At 71.1% G+C, this 25,454-nt stretch carries 21 protein-coding genes and 1 pseudogene; 11 read left to right on the forward strand and 11 right to left on the reverse strand.

Going from position 1 to position 25,454, the window contains the following annotated elements:
* Positions 1–104 precede the first annotated feature (104 nt).
* Complete coding sequence (locus IF20_RS19990) at positions 105–746, reverse strand: TetR/AcrR family transcriptional regulator (protein ID WP_052866602.1); 642 nt, start codon at positions 744–746, stop codon at positions 105–107.
* Positions 747–959: 213 nt separating this feature from the next.
* Here IF20_RS19990 and IF20_RS19995 point away from each other — a divergent pair, with 213 nt between their 5' ends.
* Positions 960–1,862, forward strand: coding sequence for an SDR family oxidoreductase (locus IF20_RS19995; protein ID WP_052866603.1), 903 nt, complete (start codon positions 960–962; stop codon positions 1,860–1,862).
* Positions 1,863–2,356: 494 nt separating this feature from the next.
* On the opposite strand, the gene IF20_RS20000 is transcribed toward IF20_RS19995, so the two are convergent.
* The 4 genes from IF20_RS20000 to IF20_RS20015 form a co-directional block, all read right to left on the reverse strand.
* Entirely contained in the window at positions 2,357–3,262 is a 906-nt protein-coding gene (locus tag IF20_RS20000) for a DeoR/GlpR family DNA-binding transcription regulator (RefSeq protein ID WP_110944352.1), read from the reverse strand.
* A gap of 365 nt (positions 3,263–3,627) precedes the next feature.
* Complete coding sequence (locus IF20_RS20005) at positions 3,628–4,509, reverse strand: class II fructose-bisphosphate aldolase (RefSeq protein ID WP_052866604.1); 882 nt, start codon at positions 4,507–4,509, stop codon at positions 3,628–3,630.
* Between the two features lie 430 nt (positions 4,510–4,939).
* The gene (locus tag IF20_RS20010) at positions 4,940–5,860 is read right to left on the reverse strand and encodes an SIS domain-containing protein (protein WP_052866605.1); all 921 of its coding nucleotides are present in this window, start codon (positions 5,858–5,860) and stop codon (positions 4,940–4,942) included.
* 238 nt (positions 5,861–6,098) lie between these two features.
* The gene (locus IF20_RS20015) at positions 6,099–6,398 is read right to left on the reverse strand and encodes a YciI family protein (protein WP_052866606.1); all 300 of its coding nucleotides are present in this window, start codon (positions 6,396–6,398) and stop codon (positions 6,099–6,101) included.
* Between the two features lie 176 nt (positions 6,399–6,574).
* On the opposite strand from IF20_RS20015, the gene IF20_RS39270 reads away from it, so the two are divergent.
* Positions 6,575–6,748 carry a hypothetical protein gene (locus tag IF20_RS39270; RefSeq protein WP_199896674.1) on the forward strand — a complete coding sequence of 58 codons (174 nt, stop codon included), beginning with the start codon at positions 6,575–6,577 and terminating at the stop codon, positions 6,746–6,748.
* A gap of 49 nt (positions 6,749–6,797) precedes the next feature.
* On the opposite strand, the gene IF20_RS20020 is transcribed toward IF20_RS39270, so the two are convergent.
* The gene (locus IF20_RS20020; RefSeq protein ID WP_234426744.1) at positions 6,798–7,313 is read right to left on the reverse strand and encodes a flavodoxin domain-containing protein; all 516 of its coding nucleotides are present in this window, start codon (positions 7,311–7,313) and stop codon (positions 6,798–6,800) included.
* Between the two features lie 102 nt (positions 7,314–7,415).
* Positions 7,416–8,141: a response regulator gene (locus tag IF20_RS20025; RefSeq protein ID WP_052866607.1), complete on the reverse strand. Its 726-nt coding sequence runs from the start codon at positions 8,139–8,141 to the stop codon at positions 7,416–7,418.
* Between the two features lie 283 nt (positions 8,142–8,424).
* Here IF20_RS20025 and IF20_RS20030 point away from each other — a divergent pair, with 283 nt between their 5' ends.
* Entirely contained in the window at positions 8,425–9,798 is a 1,374-nt protein-coding gene (locus IF20_RS20030) for a cryptochrome/photolyase family protein (protein WP_052866608.1), read from the forward strand.
* 140 nt (positions 9,799–9,938) lie between these two features.
* Positions 9,939–10,655: an endonuclease V gene (locus IF20_RS20035; RefSeq protein ID WP_052866663.1), complete on the forward strand. Its 717-nt coding sequence runs from the start codon at positions 9,939–9,941 to the stop codon at positions 10,653–10,655.
* Positions 10,656–10,682: 27 nt separating this feature from the next.
* Here the strand turns inward: IF20_RS20035 and IF20_RS20040 are convergent, their stop codons facing one another.
* Together IF20_RS20040 and IF20_RS20045 are read right to left on the reverse strand one after the other, a co-directional pair.
* Positions 10,683–11,870, reverse strand: a complete 1,188-nt coding sequence (locus IF20_RS20040; RefSeq protein ID WP_052866609.1) for a saccharopine dehydrogenase family protein — start codon at positions 11,868–11,870, stop codon at positions 10,683–10,685.
* Positions 11,871–12,329: 459 nt separating this feature from the next.
* Positions 12,330–13,073 (reverse strand): MgtC/SapB family protein, encoded by a 744-nt coding sequence (locus IF20_RS20045; protein ID WP_052866610.1) that lies wholly within the window; start codon positions 13,071–13,073, stop codon positions 12,330–12,332.
* Between the two features lie 365 nt (positions 13,074–13,438).
* On the opposite strand from IF20_RS20045, the pseudogene IF20_RS20050 reads away from it, so the two are divergent.
* The 4 genes and pseudogenes from IF20_RS20050 to IF20_RS20065 all read left to right on the forward strand — a co-directional run.
* Positions 13,439–14,566: pseudogene (locus IF20_RS20050) on the forward strand (CaiB/BaiF CoA transferase family protein); the annotation flags it as partial.
* Positions 14,567–14,892: 326 nt separating this feature from the next.
* Positions 14,893–16,035, forward strand: a complete 1,143-nt coding sequence (locus tag IF20_RS20055; protein WP_052866664.1) for an acyl-CoA dehydrogenase family protein — start codon at positions 14,893–14,895, stop codon at positions 16,033–16,035.
* A 62-nt stretch (positions 16,036–16,097) separates the two neighbouring features.
* Positions 16,098–17,312 (forward strand): acetyl-CoA C-acetyltransferase, encoded by a 1,215-nt coding sequence (locus tag IF20_RS20060; RefSeq protein ID WP_052866611.1) that lies wholly within the window; start codon positions 16,098–16,100, stop codon positions 17,310–17,312.
* A 35-nt stretch (positions 17,313–17,347) separates the two neighbouring features.
* Positions 17,348–19,519, forward strand: coding sequence for a 3-hydroxyacyl-CoA dehydrogenase NAD-binding domain-containing protein (locus IF20_RS20065; RefSeq protein ID WP_052866612.1), 2,172 nt, complete (start codon positions 17,348–17,350; stop codon positions 19,517–19,519).
* A 45-nt stretch (positions 19,520–19,564) separates the two neighbouring features.
* On the opposite strand, the gene IF20_RS20070 is transcribed toward IF20_RS20065, so the two are convergent.
* Complete coding sequence (locus IF20_RS20070) at positions 19,565–20,290, reverse strand: MerR family transcriptional regulator (protein ID WP_052866665.1); 726 nt, start codon at positions 20,288–20,290, stop codon at positions 19,565–19,567.
* A 132-nt stretch (positions 20,291–20,422) separates the two neighbouring features.
* Here IF20_RS20070 and IF20_RS20075 point away from each other — a divergent pair, with 132 nt between their 5' ends.
* The 3 genes from IF20_RS20075 to IF20_RS20085 all read left to right on the forward strand — a co-directional run bounded on the left by IF20_RS20075 (position 20,423) and on the right by IF20_RS20085 (position 24,258).
* A complete protein-coding gene (locus tag IF20_RS20075) occupies positions 20,423–21,637 on the forward strand; it encodes a TRAFAC clade GTPase domain-containing protein (RefSeq protein ID WP_052866613.1) in 1,215 nt (404 codons plus the stop codon).
* A complete protein-coding gene (locus IF20_RS20080) occupies positions 21,634–22,410 on the forward strand; it encodes a hypothetical protein (RefSeq protein WP_199896675.1) in 777 nt (258 codons plus the stop codon). The genes IF20_RS20075 and IF20_RS20080 overlap by 4 nt, the downstream gene beginning before the upstream one ends.
* Before the next feature lie 420 nt (positions 22,411–22,830).
* Positions 22,831–24,258, forward strand: a complete 1,428-nt coding sequence (locus IF20_RS20085; protein ID WP_110944364.1) for an amino acid permease — start codon at positions 22,831–22,833, stop codon at positions 24,256–24,258.
* Between the two features lie 99 nt (positions 24,259–24,357).
* Here the strand turns inward: IF20_RS20085 and sph are convergent, their stop codons facing one another.
* Entirely contained in the window at positions 24,358–25,383 is a 1,026-nt protein-coding gene (gene sph, locus IF20_RS20090) for a sphingomyelin phosphodiesterase (protein WP_052866615.1), read from the reverse strand.
* Positions 25,384–25,454 lie beyond the last annotated feature (71 nt).

Here is a 25,454-nt window from a genome sequence, read left to right on the forward strand (position 1 = left end):
CTCGACCTCGCAATCGGCCTCAAGATCGACCTCAAGATCGGCCTCACGGGTCGATCTCACCGATCGCCCCGTCGATCGCCCCGCCGATCACCTCTCTGGTTGCCTCACTGATCGCCGCCGGCCCCGCCCGTCGCCCGCCGGCGGTCGTCGATCCGCAGATACCGCAACGCCCGAGCGGCGAAGACCATGACGTCTTTCTCTTCCGGGCTGCGTTCGTCCGCCCAGAACTCCATCGCCACCGTGAGCGCGTCGATCAGAGCCGCCGCCAGCAGCCGGGTCTCCATGCTGTCCGGGTCCCCGCCGGTGCGCGGGGCGAGTACGGGTGCGAGCCGGTCCTGCAACTCCCGGCCCGTCGCCAACCAGCGCGTACGCAGTTCCGGCACCGAACCCATCACCCGGAGCAGCCGCCGCGCTCGCTCCGCGTCGGCCAACCTGCGGAACGAGGCCCCCTCGGCGAACGCCGCCCCGACGGCCTCGACCAGCGGCTCGTCGGCGGAACGGACGGCCAGCTGATCGACGAGCCCGCTGACACTCGCGGTGAAGACCGGAGTGAGCGCGTCCTCCTTCGCCGGACAGTAACGGTAGAACGTACGCAACGAGATTCCGGCGGCCGCCGCGATCTGCTCCACCGTCGTCGCCTCGTATCCGCGGTCGGAGAACAGTTCGGCCGCCGCTTCGGCGATCTCCATCCGGATCGCCTGGCGCCGGTCTTCGCTGAACGACGGCCGCCCGCGCCCTGCTGTCATCCGCGTGGCTCCTCTCGCCGCCGCTCGCCGCCCCGTGTCGCCGCTTGCCGCTTTGCGCTCCGTCGACCCGTCGGCCCGTCACTCTGCCACAGCGCCGCGTCCTACTTATTGGCATGACATGCCACTTAATCTAAGTTGGCTGCCAGCCAAGCGAATTGCCGCTCCGTACGCCCTGCCCCGCACGTTGTGCCCCGAGCCGCAAGGAGCCGACCAATGCCCCCTTCCCCTTCCCCCTCCCCTCGCACCTCCGACAACGACTCCGCCGCTCGCACGTATCTCGTCACCGGGGCGGCGTCCGGCATCGGCAAGGCCACCGCGGACCGTCTCCGCGCCGCGGGCCATACCGTCATCGGCGCCGACCGGACCGCTGCCCCTGACGGCGACGGCAATCCCAACAGCAACAGCAACAGCAACAGCAATAGCGATAGCGATGGTCACGGCAATGGCGACGGCGTCGCGATAGCGGCCGATCTCGCCACGGAAAGCGGCCGCGCCGAACTGGTCGACCGCGCCCGGGAACTGTCCGGCGGCCGACTCGACGCCGTCATCGCCTGCGCCGGCCTCGCGCACTTCGTGCCCGACACCGTCCGCGTCAACTACTTCGGCGCGATCGCCACGTTGGAGGGTCTGCGCCCGCTACTCGTGGCCGGCACCGCCCCGCGCGCGGTGGTCGTGGCCTCCGTTGCCGCCGTTCATCCCTCCGACCCAGCCATCATCGAGGCGGCAGGCGCGGGCGACGAGGAGGCAGCCGCCACCGCGGCGCAGAACGCCCTCGACCGTGGCGAGGGCCACCTCATCTACAGCTCTTCCAAGGCCGCTCTCGCCCGGTGGGTACGGCGTACGGCGGTCACCGACGACTGGGCGGGCGCCGGTATCCCGCTGAACGCCATCGGCCCCGGCACCGTGCTCACCCCGATGACCGAGGGCCTGCTTGCCGATCCCGACCTGCGCAAGGTCGTCGACACCAGCGTCCCGATGCCGCTCAACGGCCATGCCCGCGCCGAACAGATCGCCCCCCTTCTCGCCTGGCTCACCTCGCCCGAGAACACCCATGTCACCGGCCAACTCCTCTTCGTCGACGGCGGCGCCGAAGCCCTGCTCCACCCCGCCCCCTGACCCGCCCCCGGCATCAGCCCGACTCCTACATCGGCCCACCGGCGGCCGGCATCGGCCCGGCGTGAGCTCCACATCGGCGGCTTGGCGCAAGTCCGTCATCGGGCCAACGTCGCCCCGGCCCGTCATCGGCCCAACATCCACCCGGCCTCGGACCGACGCCGGTGCAGTATCGGACCGAAGTCGGTGCGGCATCACTCCGATCCCCGTCCGGCGTCCCCCCCCCAATCCCGTCCGGCATCCGCCCACTGTTCGCCCGATCCTGTCCGGTGTCCGTCAGACCTCCGCCCTGCGACCGTCCGGTACCGACTCGCGCCGACCTTTCGTCGGCTCGGCTCGGCTCGTCGGCTCGTCGGCTCGTCGGCCGGGTGGCGCCTCGGTATACGGCGCCCGCATCCCCGGAACGCAACGCGGGTCAGTAAGGCGGCGCGGCGTCAGCGATGGCAACGCCGCGTCAGTAAGGCAATCCGGCGCCAATAGGGCGGCGCGGCGCAACGTCAGCGCTGAGTCGGTGCGGGTGCGGGTGCCGGTGCCGGGTCCGGTTTCAGTGCCGGGTCCGGGTCCGGGGCCGGTTGTGGTGCCTGCGTGGGTGCAGGTTCGGGGGCGGACCGGGAGGTGGAGGCGGCGATGACCCGCAGGCCGTGGTCGGTGAACTCCTGGCGGACCGAGTCCTCCGCCCGGTCGTCGGTGATGAACGTGTCGAACACATCCGCGTCGCCGACCCGGGCAAAACAGCGTGCCCCGATCTTCGAGGAGTCCGCGACGATCACGGCCCGCCGGGACCGCTCGGCCATGAGCCGGTTGATGCGGGCCTCCGCCTCGTCATGCACGGTGGCCCCCATCTGCGGATCCACGCCGTTTGCCCCGATGAACGAGATGTCAACGGAAATCTGCTGCAGTACCAGCTCGCTGAACGGACCGACCAGCTCGAACGACCGCGAGTGCGCCACCCCGCCCGTCAGCACGATCTTGATCTGGGGCCGCACGGCCAGCTCGTTGGCGATGTTGAGCGAATTCGTGACGATCGTCAGGTGCGGCTGCGGTCCGGCCTCCGCGAACTCCGGGCGGGTCGCGAGCACCCGGGCGATCTCCGTAGTGGTCGTACCACCGCTCAGCCCGACCACGTCGCCACGCTCGACCAGCCCGGCCGCCGCCTGGGCCACCGCGTCCTTCTCCGCCGCACGGTGCGAGTGCTTGTAACGGATAGGCAGGTCGTACGCCACGGAACTGAGTACCGCGCCACCACGGGTCCGGGTGAGCAGTTGCTGCTCGGCCAGTGCATCCATGTCACGGCGCATGGTCGCCGCCGACACCTCGAGTGCGGTCGCCGCCTCTTCGACATCCACCCTGCCGCGTTCCCCGAGCAGCTCCAGCAGGGCATTCATCCGTTCATGGCGCTTCATGCGAAGACCCTAACCGTCGCAACCTGCCCCCTCCCCCCACCCGCCGACCCGAAGCTGTCCCCCCACCCGCCAACGCGAAGCCGCCCCCCTCGGGACCCGTAGTCGCTCCCTCCCCGGGACCCGTAGTAGTCGCCCCCGGGACCCGAAGTCGCTCCCCTCGGAACTGAGGCCTCCTTGTCCGGCCCTCAGCACCTCCCCAGCCCCGCCATGTCCGCGCAGCTCCGGCGGCGAACCTCTGGCAGGCCGGCGGCAGGCCGGCGGCGGACCGGTCGCGAACCCCTCGCAGGCCGGCGGCGGACCGGCGACGGACCGGCGGCGGATCGGTCGCGGACCCGCCGCAGGCCGGTGGTGGATCAGTCGCGTACTCAGCCGCAGGCCGGGGTCGCGGGGGCGTACTGACCTGGGAGCGCCGTCTTCGCGCTGAGGGTGCTCAGGAGCCGGGCCGCTTCCTCGGTGACCGCTTCGCGAGCAGGCTTGACGTACTTACGCGAGTCCACCAGTTCCGGATCGGCCGTCAGCGTCTCCCGGATGGACCGGGTGAAGACCGAGACCAGGTGCGTCGATATGTTGATCTTCGTCATGCCCGCGGCGATCGCCCGGCGCAGCTCGTCGTCCGGTACGCCCGAAGAGCCGTGCAGCACCAGCGGTACCGGCAACGTGCTGTGCAGCGCCTCGATCAGCTCCTTGTCCAGTACGGCCGTTCGTTCCCGCATGGCGTGCGACGACCCGACGGCCACGGCGAGCGCGTCCACCTTCGTGGCCGTGACGTACGCCAGAGCCTCGTCCGGATCCGTGCGTACGCCGGGTGCGTGGACGCCGTCCTTGCCACCCACCTCGCCGAGTTCCGCCTCGACGTACACGTCGCGTTCGTGGCACCAGGCGGTCAGCTCCGCCGTCATCGCGACGTTGTCCTCGTACGGCAGGGCGGAGGCGTCGACCATCACCGAACTCACTCCGGCCTCGACCCCCTCGTACACGAGCTGATGTTGCGTGATGTGGTCCAGGTGCACGGAGACCCGTGCGGACGAGCCCTCCGCGAGCGCGAGGGTGGCGCGGGTGATCGGCAACAGGCTGCCGTGGTAGCGGACGCAGTTCTCGCTGATCTGGAGGATGAGCGGAATGCCGGTGCGCTCGGCCGCCGCGACCAGCGCTTCCGCGGTTTCCAGGTGAATGACGTTGAAGGACACTGCACCGACCCGCGCCTCATCGGCGGCCCGGACGATCTCTGACGTGGGGACGAGGGGCATGGAGCCGGCCTCCGTGACGTAGGGGCGACGATGGGCGACGTGTGGATTACGTAGGAGTGGGTGGGGGAGGAGCGCTGTCGACAGCGGTGCTTGGGGGAGTGCGGTCACTGATCGGTGGACGGCGATAAGGCACCGGGGTCGACCGACAACCACAACTACCCAGGCCCGATGGACGGTGGCGGGTGCCCGGTACCGCCGGTACCGATGGGCGGTGCCAGGTACTCGGGACCGATGGACGGTGGCAGGTGTCCGGGACCGATGGACGGTGACGGGTGCCCGGGGACGACGGACAGCGACAGGACGAGGGGCCGGTGTGCACGGCTCCAGGCCAGAGTCGGCCGGTGGACAGCGGCAGGCATCAGAGTCGGCCGGTGGACAGTGACAGGCGTACGAGCCGGCCGGGGCGGCGGCAGGTCCCGAGGAGTTGCCGTCAGGAAACGGGTGCCGTCGTGTCGAGCATGACCGAGCGGGTCAGGCTGCGCGGGTTGTCCGGGTCCAGGCCGCGGGCACGGGCGCGTTCCAGCGCGACGCGGTGCACCAGTACGAGGTCAGCGAGCGGATCGCGGTCGTGTGCCACGAACCGGGCGCCTGTCCCTATGACCTGGTCGGCCAGCCCCTCCGGCGCGTTGCCGAAGAGCCAGGTGACGCGACCGGGAGCGGCGATGGATATCGGGCCGTGCCGGTACTCCATGGCCGGGTAGGACTCGGTCCAGCTCTGGGAGGCCTCGCGCATTTTGAGGGCCGCCTCGTTGGCCAGGCCGACGGTCCAGCCGGTGCCGAGGAAGGAGAACTGCTCGGCGTCGACCCACTCCTGGGCGACGGGCGCCGACAGTGCCTCCTCGACATCGCCTATCGCGGCGGAAAGGTCTTCGCCCAGATGCGTACGGAGCAGGGCCAGGGCCGTGGTGGCGAACCGCGTCTGCACGACGGAGCGTTCGTCGGCGAAGGGCAGGGCGACGATCTCGTCGGACAGTTCCTTCGCGGGAGTGTCCTGGTCGCCGAGCAGGGTCACCGTGGGGATCCGGCCGCGTACGGCGTCGAGTATGCGGAGGACTTCTGTCGTGGTGCCGGAGCGGGTGATGGCCACCACGGCGTCGTAGCCGCGGTCGGCGCCGAGGAACGCCTCGGAGGCGGGGAATGCGTCGGTGACGCCGGCACCGGCCGCCTCGCGCAGTGCGGCGTACGACTGCGCCATGAACCACGAGGTGCCGCAGCCGACGACAGCGACGCGGCGGCCGGCCTTCGGCAGGGGGCTGTCCGCGCCGCCCAGGCGCACCGCCTCCCGCCAGGTCTCCGGCTGGCTGCGCAGCTCCTGCTCCATGTGCGACGAACCGTTCGACGTACCACTCATGGCTGATCCCACCCTTCGTCCGCCGGCTGGCGCCGTGGTTGCGCGATTCACGCAGTCAGCGTCAGGCCCAAGCTGGTGCGCTCGGTGCGCGAAACTGCAACTTTTGGCTTCACTGCAATCAACTGTACGCAGATCGGCGTCAGGCTGCCATCCCTCGAACGAGTGAGCGGCGGTGCCGGGGCATGAAAAAGAGGGGTGTGCGGCCAATACGCCGGCCACACACCCCTCTTCTCTCGCGTCAGGCGGGCAGCTGCTCGCGGTAGCCCTCCAGGCCCGGAGCGGTCTTGGTGGCGATGAACTCGGTGATCCGGTACTCGCACACGCCGGCCGCGACGAACGGGTCCTCCTGGGTGATCCGTTCCGCCGTGGCGCGGTCCTCGACCGACGCGAGGATGACGCCCCCGTCGCGCGGCTGCTTGCGGCCGGAGGCCAGGAAGTGCCCGGCGGCGTAGTGCTGCTCCAGCCAGGCGACGTGCGCGTCGAGCGCGGCGTCCACGCGGTCGAGAGGGGCGGTGTAGGTCAACTCAAGTATGAACATCCTCGAAATATAGGACAGGTGTCGCCGGGGAATTGCGCCGGGCGGAGCGGCGCGAGGTATGAGCGGACGAGGCCGTGGTCCGTTCGCAGCAGCGCCGATGGCGTCACGTGGCGGGGGGTCGGCCGGCGGCCGAGGATGGAGCCGCACTGGTTTCCGCACGGGAAGGAACAGCGAAGATGCGACGTCTCATCGTCTTGCTCGCAGCCGTTTTCACCGCAGGGATTCTCGCCTCCGGGTCCGCAGTCGCGGCACCCGCGGACGGACCGGACCAGCTGACGCCGAGGGAGCAGGCGGGCCTGGAATTCGCCGGCGACGTACTCGGCTCCCTCTTCGGCGGCGGACAGGGTTGACCCGTCCGCAGGCATCGGCCGCCCCGGCGCACCCGGCCGCCCCACCCCGTCAGAAGTTGCTCACCTCGTTCGCGATGTGATGCGCCCAGTCGCGGATCCGGGACACCTCCCGGTGGTCGGCCGAAAAGCCGCCCGGGGCCGCTGAGCGGGTGAACGGGCCCCGGGGGAGGCGGCCGGGGCGGCCGCCGATCGTGAGGTGGCCGCGGGCGCCGGCCCGGTCGATGGCCCGGCGCGCGCCGGGGACCGGCGGCGCATCGACGCCGTCGCCCGCCGACGCGTCCGGGGTCCCGGAGCCGTTGCTGAAGAACCAGACGGCGCGGGAGCGCAGTTGCGCCGCATGCCGGCGCGCGAAACGGCGGGCATCGCGGTGCCAGCGGTTCCCACGCAGCTCACCGCCGAGGACGACGGCGTCGTACGGGCCCACGCTCACGATCTCCGCAGCGGGGCGCAGTTCGGTGTCGAAACCGTCCTCCCGTAGCGCGGCGGCTATCTCCTCCGCAATGCCCTGGGTGGATTCGGACGTACTGGCATAGGCGATCAGGACGCGGTACGGGGCCATGGCCATGGGAATTCCAGAGATTTCGGGCTTCCTCGGTGCGGAACGGTCCCTTTCTCGTGCTGCATGGTCCCCCTCGGCGCGTCGCTGCCGGTGTCAGGTGATTCGTGGTTACCGGGAACCGGGCGGCTCCTCACGGTCCCGTACGCGTTCGGCGATGACCGCGGCCTGGATGCGGCGACCGACCTTGAGCTTGGTCAGGATCGCGGAGATGCGGTTCTTCACGGTCTTCTCGGCGAGGTAGAGGCGCTCGGCTATCTGGCGGTTGGTCAGGCCCTCCCCGATGAGGTCGAGGATCTGCCGCTCTCGTGGGGAGAGGCGGGCCAGTTCGGGCGGGCCGACAGGGACGGCCGGGCCCCGCACCCGGGCCAGTACGCGGGCGGTGGCGCCGGGGTCCAGCATCGACTGTCCCGCCGCCACCGTCCGTACGGCCGTCACGAGGGCCGAGCCTTGGATCTGCTTGAGTACGTAGCCGGCGGCGCCGGCCATGATGGCGTCGAAGAGCGCCTCGTCGTCATCGAAGGACGTGAGCATCAGGCACGCCAGCCCGGGCAGTGCGACGCGCAACTCGCGGCACACGTCGATGCCTTCGTGGTCCCCGGTGTCGGCACTGGAGCCGAGGCGTACGTCGAGCACCGCGACGTGCGGCCGCAGCGCCGGGGCGCGGGCGAGCGCCTGGCGGGCGTCGGCCGCTTCGCCCACGACGGTCATGTCCGGCTCGTCCTCCAGGAGGTCGCGCAGGCCGCGGCGCACGACTTCGTGGTCGTCCAGCAGGAAGACCCGTATGGGCGGCTCTTCGAAGCGCCCCCTGTCGCCGCACTGTGAAGTCGTGCGCACAGCTCCACCCCTGCCCGGTGCATCGGTCGTCATTCCGGCCGCCCTCCCACCCCTCCGCCCCCGGTCACGTTTCCTCCCAGCCTCGTACGTTCAGGCGTCCACCACCATGGCCCGGCAGGCCTCATCGGAGCCTGCACAGGCCGGATGAGGCCACGGAAGGCCGCGCCCCTGGCCCCGAGAGGGGTGGCCCGTGAGCCGGCCCGGGGCGGCGTGGCGTAGGGCGGCCGGCCGACCGGCACGGCATCGTGGGGCGTCAACGTGCCGCCCCGCCCCGGAGTGCTGTATGACCGTGTCCGTCGTCCTGTTCACCGCCGACCTGCGGCTGCACGACCAACCGGCGTTGCGCGCGGCCCTGAAGCAGGGGCGGGAGGTGGTGCCGCTGTTCGTACGGGACGGCCGCATCGAGGCAGCCGGCTTCGCGACACCGAACCGCACGGCGTTCCTGGCCGACTGCCTCGCCGCTCTCGATGCGGCGCTGCGGGAGCGCGGCGGCCGGCTGGTGGTGCGGTCGGGCGACGTGGCCGAGACCGTGCGCAAGGTCGCCGCCGAGGCGGGCGCCGCCGATGTCCACATGTCGGCCGACGTCAGCGGCTACGCCCAGCGCAGGGAAGATCGGCTGCGTGCCGCGCTGGCCACCGACGGCCGGCGGCTGCACGTACACGACGGGGTCGTGACCGCCGTACCGCCCGGCGCGGTCACCCCGCAGTCCAAGGACCACTTCGCGGTGTTCGGCGCGTACGCCCGGCAGTGGGAGCAGCAACAGCTGCGCGCGCCGCTGGGCGCCCCGCGGACCGTCCGGGTCCCCGAGGGCATCGGCTCGGAAAAGATGCCGTCCAGGGCGGCCCTACGGGACGTCTCGGCCGGGCTGGCCGGCGGCGGTGAGGCCGAGGGGCGGGCGCGGTTGGCCGCGTGGGGACGCGACGGCATGGCCGCGTACGAGGACCGGCACGACGACCTGGCCGGCGACGCGACCTCCCGGCTCTCCCCGCATCTGCACTTCGGGACGGTCTCCCCGGTGGAGGCGGTGCACCGGGCGCGCAAGAAGGGCGGCCCGGGGGCCGCGGCCTTCGTACGGCAGCTCTGCTGGCGGGATTTCCACCATCAGGTGCTGGCTGCGCGGCCTCGTGCGGCGGTGGAGGACTACCGCACCCGGCACGACCGGTGGCGTACCGAGAAGGGAGCGCGGGCGGAGGTCGAGGCGTGGCAGCAGGGGCGGACCGGCTATCCCGTCGTCGACGCCGCCATGCGGCAGTTGGCCCACGAAGGCTGGATGCACAACCGCGGTCGGCTACTGACCGCGAGCTTCCTGGCCAAGACGCTCTACGTGGACTGGCGAGCAGGGGCCCGGCACTTCCTCCGCCTGCTGGTCGACGGCGACCTGGCCAACAACCAGCTCAACTGGCAGTGGGTGGCGGGCACCGGCACGGACTCCCGGCCCAACCGCGTCTTCAACCCCGTTACTCAGGGCAAGCGATACGACCCCGATGGCGCCTACGTACGCCGCTGGGTTCCCGAACTCGCCGGGATCGAGGGCCGCGCGGTCCACGAACCGTGGAAACTGCCCGCACGGGAGCGCGCACGGTATGACTACCCCGACCCGCTGATCGACCTCGCCGATGGCCTGGCCCGCTTCCGTCGCGCCCGCGGCAAGGAATGAGCCCGCTGACACGGCTCGCATCGCGCCCCTCTGGGTGACCACGACCGGCAGTGCTTACTCCGGTACCGTCGTCGCTGCCCTTCCTGTACGTCAGGTCCGCAGCTCAGCCCGCACGAGGGCCCGGTAGCGTGGGCGCCACCATGACGAGCAACAGCACTGTCTCCCGCGACGACGAACTGCGTAACTGGCCCGCCGACGAGGCCGCGGCCCGCGCTGCCCAGGACCGGCTGCGCCGGCACGTCGTCCTGGACGAGCCCGGGCCCGAGCCGGGGTTCGCGGGCACCGTGGCGGGGGTCGACGTCGCGTACGACGACGAGCGGGGCGTCGTCGCGGCCGCGGCCGTCGCGCTCGACGCCCGCACGCTCGACGTCGTCGACGAGGCGACGGCGGTCGGCCCGGTGTCGTTCCCGTACGTCCCCGGGCTGCTCGCCTTCCGGGAGATCCCAACCGCGCTCGACGCGCTCGACCGACTCGCCCGCGTACCGGACCTGGTGGTCTGCGACGGTTACGGGCTCGCCCACCCACGCCGCTTCGGGCTGGCCTGCCACCTCGGGGTGCTCACGGGGCTGCCGGTGATCGGCGTCGCGAAGAACCCGTTCACCTTCACCTATGAAGCGCCGGGGCCGGAGCGCGGCGCGACCTCGGCGCTGCTGGATGGTGGCGAGGAGGTCGGCCGGGCCGTTCGGACGCAGCCGGGCGTGAAGCCGGTCTTCGTGTCCGTGGGCCACCGTGTCGGCCTGGACCGCGCCTGTGCCCATACGCTGCGGCTGGCGGCCTCTTACCGCCAGCCGGAGACCACCCGCGCCGCCGACGCGCTGTGCCGCCGCGCGCTCGCGGAGGCCGGCAGCGACGCGTGACGCCCGAGGCGCCCTCTGCGGCCCGTTTCAGCCCTGTTCGTCCACCACCCGGAAGCGCAGCCCGGCGCGCTTCAGACGGTCCGTGAGCGCGTCGCCCATCGCCACGGCCGGCGTCACCTGACCGGCGGTCTCCGGCAGTTCGTCGTACGCCAGGCACAGCGCCGACTCGGCGAGCATCTTCGCCGTCTCGTCGTACCCCGGGTCGCCGCCCGACACCTCGGTGACGACCCGCCGGCCGCCGCCCTCGCCCACGAAGCGGATCTTGAACCAGCTGCTGGCGCGGCGCTCCTCGTCCGGCCCGTCGCCCGGCGCGAGCCGAGCCGACAACCACCGGCGCGCGGGCGGAACCTGCGCCGCACCGTACGCGGCGCCCGCGCCCAGCACGCCGCCGACCGCCACGGGAAGGTGTCTGACGCCGGCGTAGTGGCGGTAGCGGAAGTCCGGACCGTAGCGCTCCAGAGCCGCCGCTGAGCGGCCGATCACCTGCGGGTCGAGGGTCGGCAACGGTACGCCCCAGACGCCCAGCTCGCGGGTCGGCACTCCAGGGACCGCGCGCACCGTGCGGCCCGCCGGGCGCGGCTCCACGCGCTGCCGTTCCCGGGCGGCGCGCACCATGCCGAGCGGCCGGGACATCACCGTGAGCGCGGAGGCCAGGGTGCCGCCCGAGAACGTGGCGTTGGTGCGGACGAAGCCGGCCATCCGCAGTGGCACACCCTCGGGCAGGAGCCCCACCGTGTAGAACACGCCGAGGTCGTGCGGGACGGAGTCGAACCCGCAGGCGTGCACCAGGCGTGCACCCGAGGCGCGCGCCGTGGCGTGGTGGCGCACATACATCCGGTCGATGAACTCCGGCTCACCGGTGAGGTCCACATAGTCCGTGCCCTCCTCGGCGCAGGCCGTGACCAGTGGTTCGCCGTACTTCAAGTACGGGCCGACGGTGGTGGCCAGTACCCGGGTGGCGGCGGCCACGGTCCGCAGCGACTCAGGGTCGGCGGCGTCGGCGTGCACGAGGGGCAGGTCGGCACAGGCCGGGTGGCTCGCCGCCAGTTCGGCGCGGAGCCGCTCCAGCTTGGCCTTGTTGCGCCCGGCCAGCGCCCAGCGGCAGCCTTCGGGGGCGTGCGCGGCCAGGTAGGCGGCGGTGAGCCGGCCCGCGAAGCCGGTGGCGCCGAAAAGGACGACGTCGTACGTCCGCCCCGCGTCGTCCTGTCGTCCCATGGTGCGGCCCCTTAGGTGTGAGCGCCGATGCGGGCGCCTTCGATGTGAGCGCCGCTACGGGCGCCTGCAGTGCGGGCGGGCACGTTCGTGGTGCTCGCCCAGTCGGTGATCGCACGCTATGGATCAGTTGTACGCGGCGTCAACACGACCTTTCGGGAGTTGCGTCCTCCGGCACCGTGGCAGGACCCCCGCATGCCCCTCCCCGCGCTCCTCACCGGCGTCGTGCCGCCCGTGTGGCGCTGCGTCTGCGGGACGTCATCGATTGCCCGGCTACGGTGGCGCAGCGGTTGCCGCTCGGCCCGGTGGCCGTGAGAACGGTCCGCCGTTTGCTGGAGGACACAGCCCTCTCCTGATGCTGAGTCAGAAGTGCCCCCAGGGTGCCCGAGGACGCAGCACCACAAAGGGCAGCAGCGCCCCGCACTCTCCGTACGCAGCGGTTCCTGCGCCCGAAGGACGTCCTCACTCCGTGTGGTCCGACTCGCGGCCCAAGGTGATGCCGCGGACACCCTCCAGTTGGGAGAGGCGTTCCACCAGGTCGTGTGCCGAGGCCGAGCCCTCCAGGCGGAGGAGGACTTCCGAGGCGACCCGTTCGGGGGCCTCGGGGTCGGTGTCGACCTGGACGTCGGTGACCTGGAAGCCGGCGCCGGTGCACATCGCCAGCATGCGGCCGAGCAGACCGTGCTGGGCTCGGTAGGCGAGTCGCAGTTCGAAGCGCTCGACGGACGGGGCCAGGGCCATGCGGTCGGTGACCTTGGGGAAGCCGCGGACTACGAGGAAGTGCACGGCCGTCGAGGCCAGGGCCAGCAGCGGCAGCCCGCCGCCACAGGCCATGCCGATGGCGCAGGTGAGCCAGACCGTGGCGGCCGTGGTCAGGCCGCGCACCGCGTCCTTCTTCACGAAGATCAGGCCACCGCCGATGAAGCCGATGCCGGAGACGACCTGCGCCGCGACCCGGGACGGGTCGAGCCCGATGCCGTCGATTCCGGTGACCGCACCGAAGCCGTGGATCGACACCTCCATGAAGAGCGCGCTGCCGACGCCCACGAGGGTGTGCGTGCGCAGGCCCGCGCTCTTCTGGCGCGCCTCGCGTTCCAGTCCGATGAGGGACGACAGCAGCAGGGCGATGGACAGCTCGGCGATCTGGCGCCAGCCCTGGCCGGAGCCGGGATCGAACAGTGCGGCGGCGAGGTGCGTGTAAGACATCCGGCCATTGTCACCAAGGCCTGCGGGCAGGCAATGGCGGCAGGACCAACCGACGCGCAAAGCCGCTCGGAAAGCCCCTTGGGAAGCCGCGCGGAACCTCCTGGGAAGCCGCTCGGAAAGCCCCTGGGAAGCCCCGCGCAGAACCTCTGGGGAAGCCCTTCCGCGTTCGGCCCCGCACCGGCCGTCGGACGTCCCGCGCACCGACCATCGGACGACCCGCGCATCGACCATCGAAGTGGGCCCCGAACCTGTCCTGAGGGGCTTGTGGAAAGTGGAACACGTTCTTAACATCACGAGTGTTACAGCATTGGTGTCACATCCGCATCGGTGCCGCATACGCATGGGTGACACGGGCAGGGGGCTCGATGGCGCAGACAGGGAACGGCCCGCTGAGCGGAGTACGCGTGGTGGAACTCGCCGGGATCGGGCCGGGCCCGTTCGCCGCGATGTTCCTCGCCGATCTCGGCGCCGACGTCGTACGCGTGGACCGCCCCGGCGGCTCCGGTATCAGCATCGACCCGGCGCACGACCTCACCAACCGCGGCAAGCGCTCGGTGCTGGTGGATCTGAAGTCCCCCGAAGGCCCGGACCAGGTGCTCGACCTGGTCGAACGGGCCGACGTGCTGATCGAGGGATTCCGGCCGGGCGTCGCCGAACGGCTGGGCGTCGGTCCCGAGGAGTGCCTCGCCCGCAACCCCCGGCTCGTCTACGGACGGATGACCGGCTGGGGCCAGGACGGCCCCCTCGCTGACACCGCGGGCCACGACATCGGCTACATCGCGCTCACCGGCGCCCTCGGCATGACCGGTACCGCCGACGGCCCGCCCGTGGCCCCCGCCAACCTCCTCGGTGACTACGCCGGCGGCTCGCTCTACCTCGTCATCGGCACCCTCGCGGCCCTGCAGCACGCCCGCACCGAAGGCGGCAGCGGCCAGGTCGTGGACGCTGCGATCGTCGACGGCACGGCCCACCTCACCACCATGATCCGCGGCATGCTGGAGGCCGGCGCCTGGCAGGACTGCCGCGCCGCCAACCTCCTGGACGGCGGCGCACCCTTCTACGGCACGTACGAGACGGCGGACGGCGGCCATATGGCCGTCGGCGCCTTGGAGCAGCGCTTCTACGCCGAGTTCCTGCGGTTGCTCGGCATCGCGGACGAGGCGCCCCCGAGGGAGGACCTCGCCAAGTGGGGCGAGCTGCGTACGACCATCGCCGATCGGTTCCGTACCCGTACCCGGGAGGAGTGGACGGCCGTCTTCGAGGGGTCCGACGCGTGCGTGTCCCCCGTGCTGTCCCTGCGCGAGGCGCCTGCCCACCCGCATCTCACCGCCCGCGGCACCTTCGTCGAGCACGCCGGGATGACCCAGCCCGCGCCCGCGCCGCGCTTCTCCCGTACGCCGGGAGCGGTGCGCGGCGGCCCCGCCCTGCCCGGCGCGGACACCGAAGAAGTGGCCCGCGACTGGGACGTCCCCACCCTGACCGCCGCGAGCTCTGAGGGCACGACCTCCGCAGGCTCCGAGGCCTCGACCTCCGCAGTTTCTGAGAGCAAGACCTCCGCAGGCCTCCAGGCCCCGCCCACCACATACCCCGAAGCCTCGACCTCCGCAGGCTCCGAGAGCGAAACCTCCGCAGGCCCCGAGGCGCCGACCATCGCAAGCCCCGAGGCCTCGACCCTCGCACGCCCCGAAGCCCCGTCCACCACACGCCCTGAAGGCACTACCTCCGCACGCCCCGATACCCCGACCACCGCACACCCCGAGAACCGGCGTGGTGCCGGTTCCGAGGAAGGCTCGCAGCGATGACCCAGCAGCAGGCGCGCATGCCGCGTCAGATCTACACCGAGGACCACGACACCTTCCGGGAGACCGTGCGTACCTTCCTGAAGAAGGAGGTCGAGCCGCACTACGAGGCGTGGGAGAAGGACGGCATCGTCAGCCGCGAGGCGTGGCTGGCCGCCGGCCGGCAGGGGCTGCTGGGGCTCGCCGTCCCCGAGGAGTACGGCGGCGGGGGCAACCCCGACTTCCGGTACAGCGCCGTGCTGGCCGAGGAGTTCACCCGGGCGGGCGCCGCGGGCCTGGCGATCGGCCTGCACAACGACATCATCGGGCCGTACCTCACCTCGCTGGCCACCGAGGAGCAGAAGCGGCGCTGGCTGCCCGGCTTCTGCAGCGGCGAGATCATCACCGCCATCGCGATGACCGAGCCGGGCGCGGGCTCCGACCTGCAGGGCATCAGAACGGCCGCCGAGGACCGCGGCGACCACTGGATGCTGAACGGCTCCAAGACCTTCATCTCCAACGGCATCCTGGCCGACCTGGTGGTCGTCGTTGCCAAGACGACCCCCGAAGGGGGCGCTCATGGACTCAGCCTGCTGGTCGTCGAGCGCGGCATGGAGGGCTTCGAGCGGGGCCGCAACCTCGACAAGATCGGCCAGAAGGCGCAGGACACCGCGGAGCTGTTCTTCCATGACGTCCGTGTGCCCAAGGAAAACCTGCTCGGCGAGCTGAACAGCGCGTTCATCCATCTGATGACGAACCTCGCGCAGGAGCGGATGGGCATCGCCGTCGCGGGGATCGCCGCCGCCGAGCACCTGCTGGAGATCACGACCCAGTACGTCAAGGAGCGCGAGGCGTTCGGCCGGCCGCTGGCCAAGCTCCAGCACGTCCGCTTCGAGATCGCGGAGATGGCCACCGAGTGCGCTGTGACGCGTACGTTCCTGGACCGGTGCATTGTGGACCACTCGGACGGGAAACTGGATGCCGTACACGCCTCGATGGCCAAGTGGTGGGCCACCGAGCTGCAGAAGCGGGTGGCCGACCGCTGTCTGCAACTGCACGGCGGATACGGCTACATGAACGAGTACCGCGTCGCCAAGGCGTTCACCGACGGCCGCATCCAGACGATCTACGGCGGCACCACCGAGATCATGAAGGAGATCATCGGCCGCTCGCTGCTCGGCTGACCACCCTCACCTGCCGGCCGAACCCTCACACGGCTCACCCTCATCTTGAAAGGCTCCACACCGTGACTTCCGAAGCGTACGTGTACGACGCGATCCGCACCCCGCGCGGGCGCGGCAAGGCATCCGGAGCGCTGCACGGCACCAAGCCGATCGACCTGGTCGTCGGGTTGATCCACGAGGTGCGGCGGCGCTTCCCGGATCTCGATCCGGCCGCCATCGACGACATCGTGCTGGGCGTCGTCGGCCCGGTCGGCGACCAGGGCTCCGACATCGCCCGCATCGCGGCGATCGCCGCCGGGCTGCCCGACACCGTCGCCGGCGTACAGGAGAACCGCTTCTGCGCCTCCGGCCTGGAGGCCGTCAACCTGGCCGCCGCCAAGGTCCGGTCCGGTTGGGAGGACCTGGTCCTGGCCGGCGGCGTGGAGTCGATGTCCCGGGTGCCGATGGCCTCGGACGGCGGCGCCTGGTTCAACGACCCGATGACCAACTTCGACACCAACTTCGTCCCGCAGGGCATCGGTGCCGACCTGATCGCCACCCTCGGCGGCTGGAGCCGCCGCGACGTCGACGAGTACGCCGCGCTGTCCCAGGAGCGGGCAGCGGCGGCCTGGAAGGACGAGCGCTTCAAGCGCTCCGTCGTGCCGGTCACCGACCGCAACGGGCTGACCGTCCTGGACCACGACGAGCACATGCGCCCCGGCACCACCGCCGACTCGCTCGCCGCCCTCAAGCCCTCCTTCGCCGCCATCGGCGACATGGGCGGGTTCGACGCGGTGGCGCTGCAGAAGTACCACTGGGTCGAGAAGATCGACCACGTCCACCACGCGGGCAACTCCTCCGGGATCGTGGACGGCGCCTCCCTGGTCGCCATCGGTTCCAAGGAGGTCGGCGAGCGCTACGGCCTCACCCCGCGCGCCCGGATCGTCTCCGCCGCGGTCTCCGGTTCCGAGCCGACCATCATGCTCACCGGGCCCGCGCCCGCCTCTCGTAAGGCGCTCGCCAAGGCCGGCCTCACGATCGACGACATCGACCTGGTGGAGATCAACGAGGCGTTCGCCGCCGTCGTGCTGCGCTTCGTCGCCGACATGGGCATCGGCCTGGACAAGGTCAACGTCAACGGCGGCGCCATCGCCATGGGCCACCCGCTCGGCGCCACCGGCGCGATGATCCTCGGCACCCTCGTCGACGAGCTGGAGCGCCAGGACAAGCGCTACGGCCTGGCCACCCTCTGCGTCGGCGGCGGCATGGGCGTCGCCACCGTCATCGAACGCCTCTGACCGTCCGTCCCGACCCCCTTAACGGAGAACGCAGCATGAGTGAGACCAGCACGATCCGCTGGGAGCAGGACGAGACCGGCGTCGTCACCCTCGTCCTCGACGACCCCAACCAGTCCGCGAACACGATGAACCAGGACTTCAAGGCCTCGCTGGCCGCGGTCGCCGACCGCCTGGAGGCCGAGAAGGACAGCATCCGCGGCATCATCTTCACCTCCGCCAAGAAGACCTTCTTCGCCGGCGGCGACCTGCGGGAACTGATCGCCGTCACCCCGGAGAATGCCCAGCAGGCGTTCGAGGCGGGCCAGGGCATCAAGCGCGACCTGCGCCGCATCGAGACGCTCGGCAAGCCGGTCGTCGCGGCCATCAACGGCGCAGCGCTGGGCGGCGGTTACGAGATCGCCCTCGCCTGCCACCACCGTGTCGCGCTCGACACGCCCGGCACCAAGATCGGCCTGCCCGAGGTCACCCTCGGCCTGCTCCCGGCCGGCGGCGGCGTCACCCGTACCGTACGGCTGCTCGGCATCGCCGACGCGCTGCTCAAGGTCCTCCTCCGGGGCACCCAGTACAACGCCACCAGGGCCAAGGACGCGGGCCTGATCCACGAGGTCGCCGAGTCGCCCGAGGACCTGCTCGCCAAGGCGCGCGCCTTCATCGACGAGCACCCCGAGTCCCAGCAGCCCTGGGATGCCAAGGGGTACCGGATCCCCGGCGGCACGCCCGCCAACCCCAAGTTCGCCGCGAACCTCCCGGCGTTCCCGGCCAACCTGAAGAAGCAGCTGAACGGTGCGCCGTACCCGGCGCCGCGCAACATCCTCGCGGCCGCCGTCGAGGGCTCCCAGGTCGACTTCGAGACCGCGCAGACCATCGAGGCGCGCTACTTCGTGGAGCTGGTCACCGGCCAGACCTCGAAGAACATGATCCAGGCCTTCTTCTTCGACCTCCAGGCCGTCAACTCCGGCGCCAACCGCCCGAAGGGCATCGAGGAGCGGAAGGTCGAGAAGGTCGCGGTCCTCGGCGCCGGGATGATGGGCGCGGGCATCGCGTACAGCTGCGCCCGGGCCGGCATCGAGGTCGTGCTGAAGGACGTCTCCCAGGAGGCGGCCGACAAGGGCAAGGCGTACAGCGCGGGGCTGCTGGACAAGGCGCTGGCCAAGGGCCGCACGACCGAGGCGAAGCGGGACGCGCTGCTGGCGCGGATCACCCCGACCGCCGACCCGCAGGCCCTCGCGGGCTGCGACGCCGTCATCGAGGCGGTGTTCGAGGACACCTCGCTCAAGCACAAGGTGTTCCAGGAGATCCAGGGCATCGTCGCGCCCGACGCGCTGCTCTGCTCCAACACCTCCACCCTCCCGATCACCGGCCTCGCCGAAGGCGTCGAGCGGCAGCAGGACTTCATCGGCCTGCACTTCTTCTCGCCGGTCGACAAGATGCCGCTGGTGGAGATCATCAAGGGCGAGCGGACCGGCGACGAGGCGCTGGCCCGCGCGTTCGACCTGGTACGCCAGATCCGCAAGACCCCGATCGTGGTGAACGACAGCCGCGGCTTCTTCACCTCCCGCGTCATCGGTCACTTCATCAACGAGGGCGTCGCGATGGTCGCGGAGGGCGTCGACCCGGCCTCCGTGGAGCAGGCCGCGGGCCAGGCCGGCTACCCGGCCAAGGTGCTCTCCCTGATGGACGAGCTGACCCTCACCCTGCCGCGGAAGATCCGCAACGAGACCCGCAAGGCGATCGAGGACGCGGGCGGCAGCTGGACGCCGCACCCCGCCGACGCGCTGATCGACCGGATGGTGGACGAGTTCGGGCGGCCGGGCCGCAGCGGGGGCGCGGGCTTCTACGAGTACGGCGAGGACGGCAAGCGGCAGGGCCTCTGGGCCGGGCTGCGCGAGCACTACACGAAGCCGGACGTCTCGATTCCCTTCAAGGACATGCAGGAGCGGATGCTCTTCTCCGAGGCGCTGGACACCGTACGCCTCTTCGAGGAGGGCGTGCTCACCTCCGTCGCCGACGCCAACATCGGCTCGATCTTCGGCATCGGCTTCCCCGGCTGGACCGGCGGCGTGATGCAGTACATCAACGGCTACGAGGGCGGCGTCGCCGGCTTCGTGGCCCGGGCCAAGGAGCTCCAGGCGGCGTACGGGGAGCGGTTCGCGCCGTCGCCGCTGCTGCTGGCGAAGGCCGAGAAGGGGGAGCCCTTCAAGGACTGAAGCGGAGGGGCGGGGCGGGGCCGTGCGGGGCCCACCCCGCCCCGCTCACCGCTCGCTGAACCACTCCCGCAGCTCGTCCTTCATCGACCGCTGGAAGGCCGTCACAAGGGCCTGTACGACCAGCGGCTGCATGTGCGCGGAGAGCGACTTGCGGCGGGCCACCTCGGCGGCGTCCGGCCCGTCGTCCTCGTGCGCGGCGCCGACCTCGTCCCTGAACAGCCGGCTCAGTTCCCGGGCCGCCGAGCGGGTGTGCTCCATGACCACGGTGCGGGCCGCGAGGATCGTCTCCAGCGCGATCGGCACGTCCAGCAGCCGCACCCCGAGTTGCAGCAGCCCGGGGTCCACCTGGAAGACGTCCGGCTCCTCGGTGCGGACCAGCACGCTCATCGCGGCCAGCCGGTCCAGGTCCTGCACCGTCAGCGACCGGCCCACCCGCCGCTCCAGCTGTGCCAGCGTCTGCTCCTCGGCCCGGTCGGGGAGCCAGCCGGCCACGAGGGCGCGGTGGATGGCGAGGTCCTGCGCACTGAGGTCCGGCGGAAGCTGCGCCAGATAGCGCTCGATGGCCGACAGGGTCATGCCCTGGTGCTGCAGCTCCTCGATGAGCGCCAGCCGCGAGAGGTGGTCCGGGCCGTACCGGCCGACCCGGCGCGGGCCGATCTCGGGCGGCGGGAGCAGCCCGCGGGTGCTGTAGAACCGGATCGTACGCACCGTGACACCGGCCCGTGCGGCCAGCTCGTCCACGGTCAGGCTCTCATCGGCAGCGGACTCCATCATGTTGGACAGTATTGCTGTCTCACCACGTTTGTCACCACTCCGGCGAGTGAGTGCCCCGCCGCTTTCCTTCCGGCCCGGAGTCCCCTTCAGTAGCATCCGCTGTTCCGGTACGGAGCTCTCGGGGGACACATGCTCGAACTCAGCGATGACCCGTTCACCGTGCGGGTCCTGGTGGTCGGGCCGTCCGGGTCCGGCAAGACCGTCTATCTGTCCAGCCTCTTCAAGCGCCTTCAGGTGCAGAGCAGCGCCGCGATCTTCCTGGAGTGCCCGCAGGCACAGCGCATCGAGCTGATGGAGTTCTACCGGCAGGTGCGGGACCGCGAGGAGTGGCCGGCCTCGAATCGCGTGCACGACGGCCGCGAGTACACCTTCGACTGCAAGACCCGACGGAATGCCACGAACCATTCGGTGCTGCGCATCAAGTACCTGGACTACGCGGGCGAGCTGCTCACCGAGGCCACCCACGACGACGCCGCGTCGCGGGCCCAGGAGGAGCTGACCGAGCGGCTGGTGACGGCGGACACGGTGCTGTGCCTGCTGGACGGGCAGTACGTACGCGAACTCCTCGCGGGGACCGAGGACGGCATCAACCACTTCCACCACGAGATGTCGCTCATCTTCGGGCTGCTGCAGTCCGCGGAGAAGCCGGTCCACTTCGTGGTCACCAAGTGGGACCTGCTGGCCGGGCACGCCCCCACGGAGGGGGCGTCGCTGGCCGCGGTGCGGGACGCGCTGTGCGGCATCGAGGAGTTCGCGCACCTCGTGGAGAACGTTGCGATGGCGGGGAACGAGTACGAGCCCGCCGTGCGGCTGCTGCCCGTCAGCGCGGTCGGCCCGGACTACGCGACGCTGGAGCCGGACGGCCGGATGCGCAAGCACCCGGGCGCGCTGCCGCACCCGCAGTACGTCGAGATCCCGTTCCTGGCGATCCTGCCGGACATCTTCTCCTCGGTCCTCGGCCGGTTGGACGAGGCGACCCGCCGCCGGCTCATCCTTGAGATCCAGATCGGTACCGCCCTGACCGCCACCGAGCGGATCAAGTGGTTGAGCGGCACCCTCAGCGCCCGGCTCAGCAAGGCCATCAGCGGCGTCCTGGGGGCCGTGGTGGGTGGCAAGAAGCTCGACAAGGTGAGCGAGGCGGCGGTGGAGATGTTCGCCAGCCGGCTCACGGAGCAGGGTGATCGAAAGATGGACCTGCGCGAGCAGGAGCTGGGCAAGGTCGACCGGCTCACCGAGGAGGCGGCCTCCGCGCGACGGATCGCGATGGACCGCATGAACGCCGAGCTGGCCTCCTTCGTGTCCAAGTTGCCGGCCTCCGTGCTGCGCGACGGTGAGGTGTCGTGAGCCGCAGGGGATCCCGGCATCCCGGCTGCTGGCCCTTCCTGGTGGCGCGCGGCCGGGTGGTGGGGCAGCGCACGCTGCTCGTACCGGGTTTCCTGGCCGAGCGCGGCCTCTCGGGGCTGCTGCGCGACGCGATCACCGGCAGCCTCACCCAGGAGGGGGAGAGCCGGCACGCGGAGGCGTCGCTGCCGGACGGCGGGCGCATAGGACTCTCGTACCGCATCGTCCAGGCCTCGCCGCCCGGTGCCGAAGGCGTGGTGCTGCGCGACCGCAGCGGCCGGCCCGTCGAGCTGGCGTACGGCGTGGTCGTCACCGGGGCGACGGGCGCGCGGGCGCGGATCCCGGTGGCGGACGCCGAGCTGCCCGGGCTGCGGCCGATGGCGCTGGAGGTCTTCGCCCGCTTCCTCGCGGACGAGCGGGCCTTCCGGCCCCTGGTCTCCGCGTACGTGCCGGTGGCGACGCTGGCCGCGGGGACGGCTCCGGTACCGGAACCCGGGCCGGAACCGGCTCGGCCGGCCGCTCCGGGGCGCGCGGAGCCGGGACGGAAGGACGCGCCGGCCGCGCCCGTCACACGCGGCTCCGGTGACGTGGTGGGGTGGCCGGAGGCGGCCCAGGGGCGGTCGCGCGCCGCTGGGCCACCGGAGGCACGCCCCGGCCTCGTCGGCTGGCTTCTGTCGCTTCTCAGGGGCCCCGGCGCGGGCCTCTGGGTGGTCGTGCTGCTCGCCGGCTGGCCGGTGGCACTCGTGCTGGCCCTGGCGCTCGCCCTCAGGGACTGAGGGATGGCCCTTTCAGGTGCTGTGCGATGACGCCCTTGAAGGGGCTGTGCCATGAGCCCCTTCAAGGGCAGGGGGCTGCTCCCCCCCCGTGGGCTGAGGGACTGCTCCCTTCATAGGCGGATACGGCTGCGTTTCCGGGGGAGTCGGGGGCCGTTCAGCTGGGAAACCAAAGGCACGGTGTGATCTCTTTCACAGACGGATGGCCGTCCTTCGGGGAAGGTGTGCGATCGGCCCGGCTCGCGCGATCCGCAGCGGCCGACCGTGGCTCCATCGCCCTTCCGAAAGCGAGATGACCCACCCGTGAGCACGAATACCGTCCAGGAAGACGCCTACCGGCCGCCGGACGGGGGGAACGGCAACGCCCCGCACGATGCGGGCGACGCCGGATACAGCAAGGGCCTCAAGGCCCGGCACATCAACATGATCGCCATCGGCGGCGCGATCGGTACCGGCCTGTTCCTCGGTGCCGGCGGCCGGCTGGCCGCCGCGGGCCCCGCGCTCGCCGTCGCCTACGCGGTCTGCGGTCTGTTCGCGTTCTTCGTCGTAAGGGCGCTGGGCGAGATGGTCCTGCACCGCCCCTCCTCGGGCTCCTTCGTCTCCTACGCCCGTGAGTTCCTGGGCGAGAAGGGTGCCTACGTGGCGGGCTGGATGTACGTCGTGAACTGGTCGACCACCGGTATCGCCGACATCACCGCCATCGCGCTCTACACGCACTACTGGAGCCTGTTCACCGACGTGCCCCAGTGGGTGATGGCGCTGATCGCGCTCGCGGTCGTGCTGGCCGTGAACCTGATCTCGGTGAAGATCTTCGGTGAGCTGGAGTTCTGGTTCGCGATCATCAAGGTCGCCGCCCTGGTCGTCTTCATGTTCATCGGCATCTTCCTGCTGGCCACCCAGCACCCTGTGAGCGGGCACACCCCCGGCTTCGACCTGATCAGCGACAGTGGCGGGTTCTTCCCGACCGGGCTGCTGCCCGTGGTGGTCGTCCTCCAGGGCGTGGTCTTCGCGTACTCCGCCGTCGAGATGGTCGGCGTCACCGCAGGTGAGACCAGCGAGCCGCACAAGGTCGTCCCGAAGGCCGTCAACTCCATCATGTGGCGGGTGGGCATCTTCTACGTCGGCTCGGTCGTGCTGCTGACGCTCCTGATGCCGTGGAACAAGTACAGCGGTTCCGAGAGCCCCTTCGTCACCGTGCTGTCCAACGTCGGCGTGCCGGCCGCGGGCGATGTGATGAACCTCGTCGTGCTCACCGCCGCCATGTCCAGCCTGAACTCGGGCTTGTACTCCACGGGCCGCATCCTGCGCTCGATGTCGATGGCCGGCTCCGCGCCGAAGTTCGTCGGCCGGATGAACCGCCACCAGGTGCCGTACGGCGGCATCCTGCTCACCTCGGCGGTGTGCGTGCTGGGCGTCGCGCTGAACTACTTGGTGCCCAGCCAGGCGTTCGAGATCGTGATCAACATCGCGGCGCTCGGCGTGATCAGCACCTGGGTCGTCATCATGATCTGTCACATGGTGTTCGTCCGCCGGACCAAGGAGGGCCTCCTGCAGCGCCCGAAGTTCCGGCTGCCGGGCACGCCGGTCACCGACATCCTCACCATCGCGTTCCTGCTCGGCGTCATCGTGCTGATGTGGTTCGACGACGGCGTCGGCCGGGACACGGTCATGCTGGCTCCGGTGATCGTCCTCGCTCTGATCGCCGGCTGGTTCGCCGTCCGCGGCCGCGTCAACCGCATCGCCGCGGAACGCGCCTCCGGCGGCACGGACGGCGGCACGGACGGCGGCACGGGCGGCCTGGAGGGCCCGCCCGCACCGGACACGCCGAAGATACCCGGACCGCGCGGCTGAGCCGGGCGGTGTCACGACGAGGGTGTACTCAGGTACACCCTCGTCGTCTGTCCGGCCCCGGTGGCGACGGACCCACCGGGCGGTGCCGGCCGTGCCGGCCTACCTTGAGCGCTGCTCCGTCGCCCCGTCCGGTGCGCCGGCGGCAGCCGTGACGGGGTAGTGGTCCGAGAGGTTCGTGTACGTGAAGGACCTGCCGCCGCTGGTGACCGTCCAGGGGGCGGTTTCTTCCTTGACGACCTCGTTGTGCCAGTCGGCGGGCCGGGCGTGGCCCGCGCGGTGCAGGACGTGGTCCAGGTCCTCGCGGGGATCGGTGGGGTAGCGGTCCCTGGCGACGGAGTTGTCCCGGGTGTCGAAGGAGTACGGGTGCCCGGTGCGGACGTCGGCGGCCACCAGGTCTGCGTCGCGCAGCATCGACCCGTACTCCGCGCTCCGTGAGTCGACGTTGAAGTCGCCGGCGACGATGACCTGCTCGTCCATGGGGATGTGCCGGGCGTCGAGGAAGGCGTCCAGCTCCTTGAACTGCTTCGCGCGCGTCGCGGCGGCCTCGCCCGCGGCGCAGCCGGGGTCGGTGGACTGCGGGTGGGTGCCGACCACGTGCACCTTCTGGCCGTGCACGTCGAGCACTACGTAGACGAAGCCCTTGTTGGACCAGGAGTCGGAGCCGCAGGCGTCCTTGAAGACGTACTGTTCCTTGCGCAGCACCGGCCACTTGCTGAGGACGGTGACGCCGCCGTCCTCCGGGGTGAGCGAGGAGTACGCTCCGCCGGTGGCGTCCCAGCCGGCCCTGGAGCGGCCCAGTACCGGGGTCTGGTAGGGGTAGGCCGCCGCGGCCTTCGCCTTGAGCGCGTCGGAGGAGGAGTTGTCGAACGCCTCCTGGAGGACGACGACGTCCTTGTCCCGGAAGAAGCCGGCCGCCGGGATCGCCGCGGCCCGGTGGTCCTGGCCCCAGTTCGGGTAGAGGGTCTTGTTGAACAGGAATGTGTTGTACGTCAGGACCTTGAGGGCGGGGGTGTCCGCCGTGGCGGCCGCCACGGGGGCCGCCGTGACCAGTGTCGACGCCGCGACGGCGGCGAGCGCGGTGGCGAGGACGGCGGCGCGGGGGCGACGCGGTGTGGAGTGCGGCACTGAATCTCCCTGTGGGGTGTGGGATTGATCCGGCGCCGCACATCCAATCAGCCGCGATTACCTCCTGGTAA

The sequence above is a fragment of the Streptomyces niger genome, from assembly GCF_000718305.1.
GTDB classification, from domain to species: domain Bacteria; phylum Actinomycetota; class Actinomycetes; order Streptomycetales; family Streptomycetaceae; genus Streptomyces; species Streptomyces niger.

What these genes read in the sequence shown, in the direction of transcription:
- IF20_RS19990 (WP_052866602.1), bottom strand. Translation starts at nt 746, where the DNA reads ATGACAGCAGGGCGCGGGCGGCCGTCGTTCAGCGAAGACCGGCGCCAG.
- IF20_RS19995 (WP_052866603.1), top strand. Translation starts at nt 960, where the DNA reads ATGCCCCCTTCCCCTTCCCCCTCCCCTCGCACCTCCGACAACGACTCC.
- IF20_RS20000 (WP_110944352.1), bottom strand. Translation starts at nt 3,262, where the DNA reads ATGAAGCGCCATGAACGGATGAATGCCCTGCTGGAGCTGCTCGGGGAA.
- IF20_RS20005 (WP_052866604.1), bottom strand. Translation starts at nt 4,509, where the DNA reads ATGCCCCTCGTCCCCACGTCAGAGATCGTCCGGGCCGCCGATGAGGCG.
- IF20_RS20010 (WP_052866605.1), bottom strand. Translation starts at nt 5,860, where the DNA reads ATGAGTGGTACGTCGAACGGTTCGTCGCACATGGAGCAGGAGCTGCGC.
- IF20_RS20015 (WP_052866606.1), bottom strand. Translation starts at nt 6,398, where the DNA reads ATGTTCATACTTGAGTTGACCTACACCGCCCCTCTCGACCGCGTGGAC.
- IF20_RS39270 (WP_199896674.1), top strand. Translation starts at nt 6,575, where the DNA reads ATGCGACGTCTCATCGTCTTGCTCGCAGCCGTTTTCACCGCAGGGATT.
- IF20_RS20020 (WP_234426744.1), bottom strand. Translation starts at nt 7,313, where the DNA reads ATGGCCATGGCCCCGTACCGCGTCCTGATCGCCTATGCCAGTACGTCC.
- IF20_RS20030 (WP_052866608.1), top strand. Translation starts at nt 8,425, where the DNA reads ATGACCGTGTCCGTCGTCCTGTTCACCGCCGACCTGCGGCTGCACGAC.
- IF20_RS20035 (WP_052866663.1), top strand. Translation starts at nt 9,939, where the DNA reads ATGACGAGCAACAGCACTGTCTCCCGCGACGACGAACTGCGTAACTGG.
- IF20_RS20040 (WP_052866609.1), bottom strand. Translation starts at nt 11,870, where the DNA reads ATGGGACGACAGGACGACGCGGGGCGGACGTACGACGTCGTCCTTTTC.
- IF20_RS20045 (WP_052866610.1), bottom strand. Translation starts at nt 13,073, where the DNA reads ATGTCTTACACGCACCTCGCCGCCGCACTGTTCGATCCCGGCTCCGGC.
- IF20_RS20055 (WP_052866664.1), top strand. Translation starts at nt 14,893, where the DNA reads ATGCCGCGTCAGATCTACACCGAGGACCACGACACCTTCCGGGAGACC.
- IF20_RS20065 (WP_052866612.1), top strand. Translation starts at nt 17,348, where the DNA reads ATGAGTGAGACCAGCACGATCCGCTGGGAGCAGGACGAGACCGGCGTC.
- IF20_RS20070 (WP_052866665.1), bottom strand. Translation starts at nt 20,290, where the DNA reads ATGGAGTCCGCTGCCGATGAGAGCCTGACCGTGGACGAGCTGGCCGCA.
- IF20_RS20075 (WP_052866613.1), top strand. Translation starts at nt 20,423, where the DNA reads ATGCTCGAACTCAGCGATGACCCGTTCACCGTGCGGGTCCTGGTGGTC.
- IF20_RS20085 (WP_110944364.1), top strand. Translation starts at nt 22,831, where the DNA reads ATGATCGCCATCGGCGGCGCGATCGGTACCGGCCTGTTCCTCGGTGCC.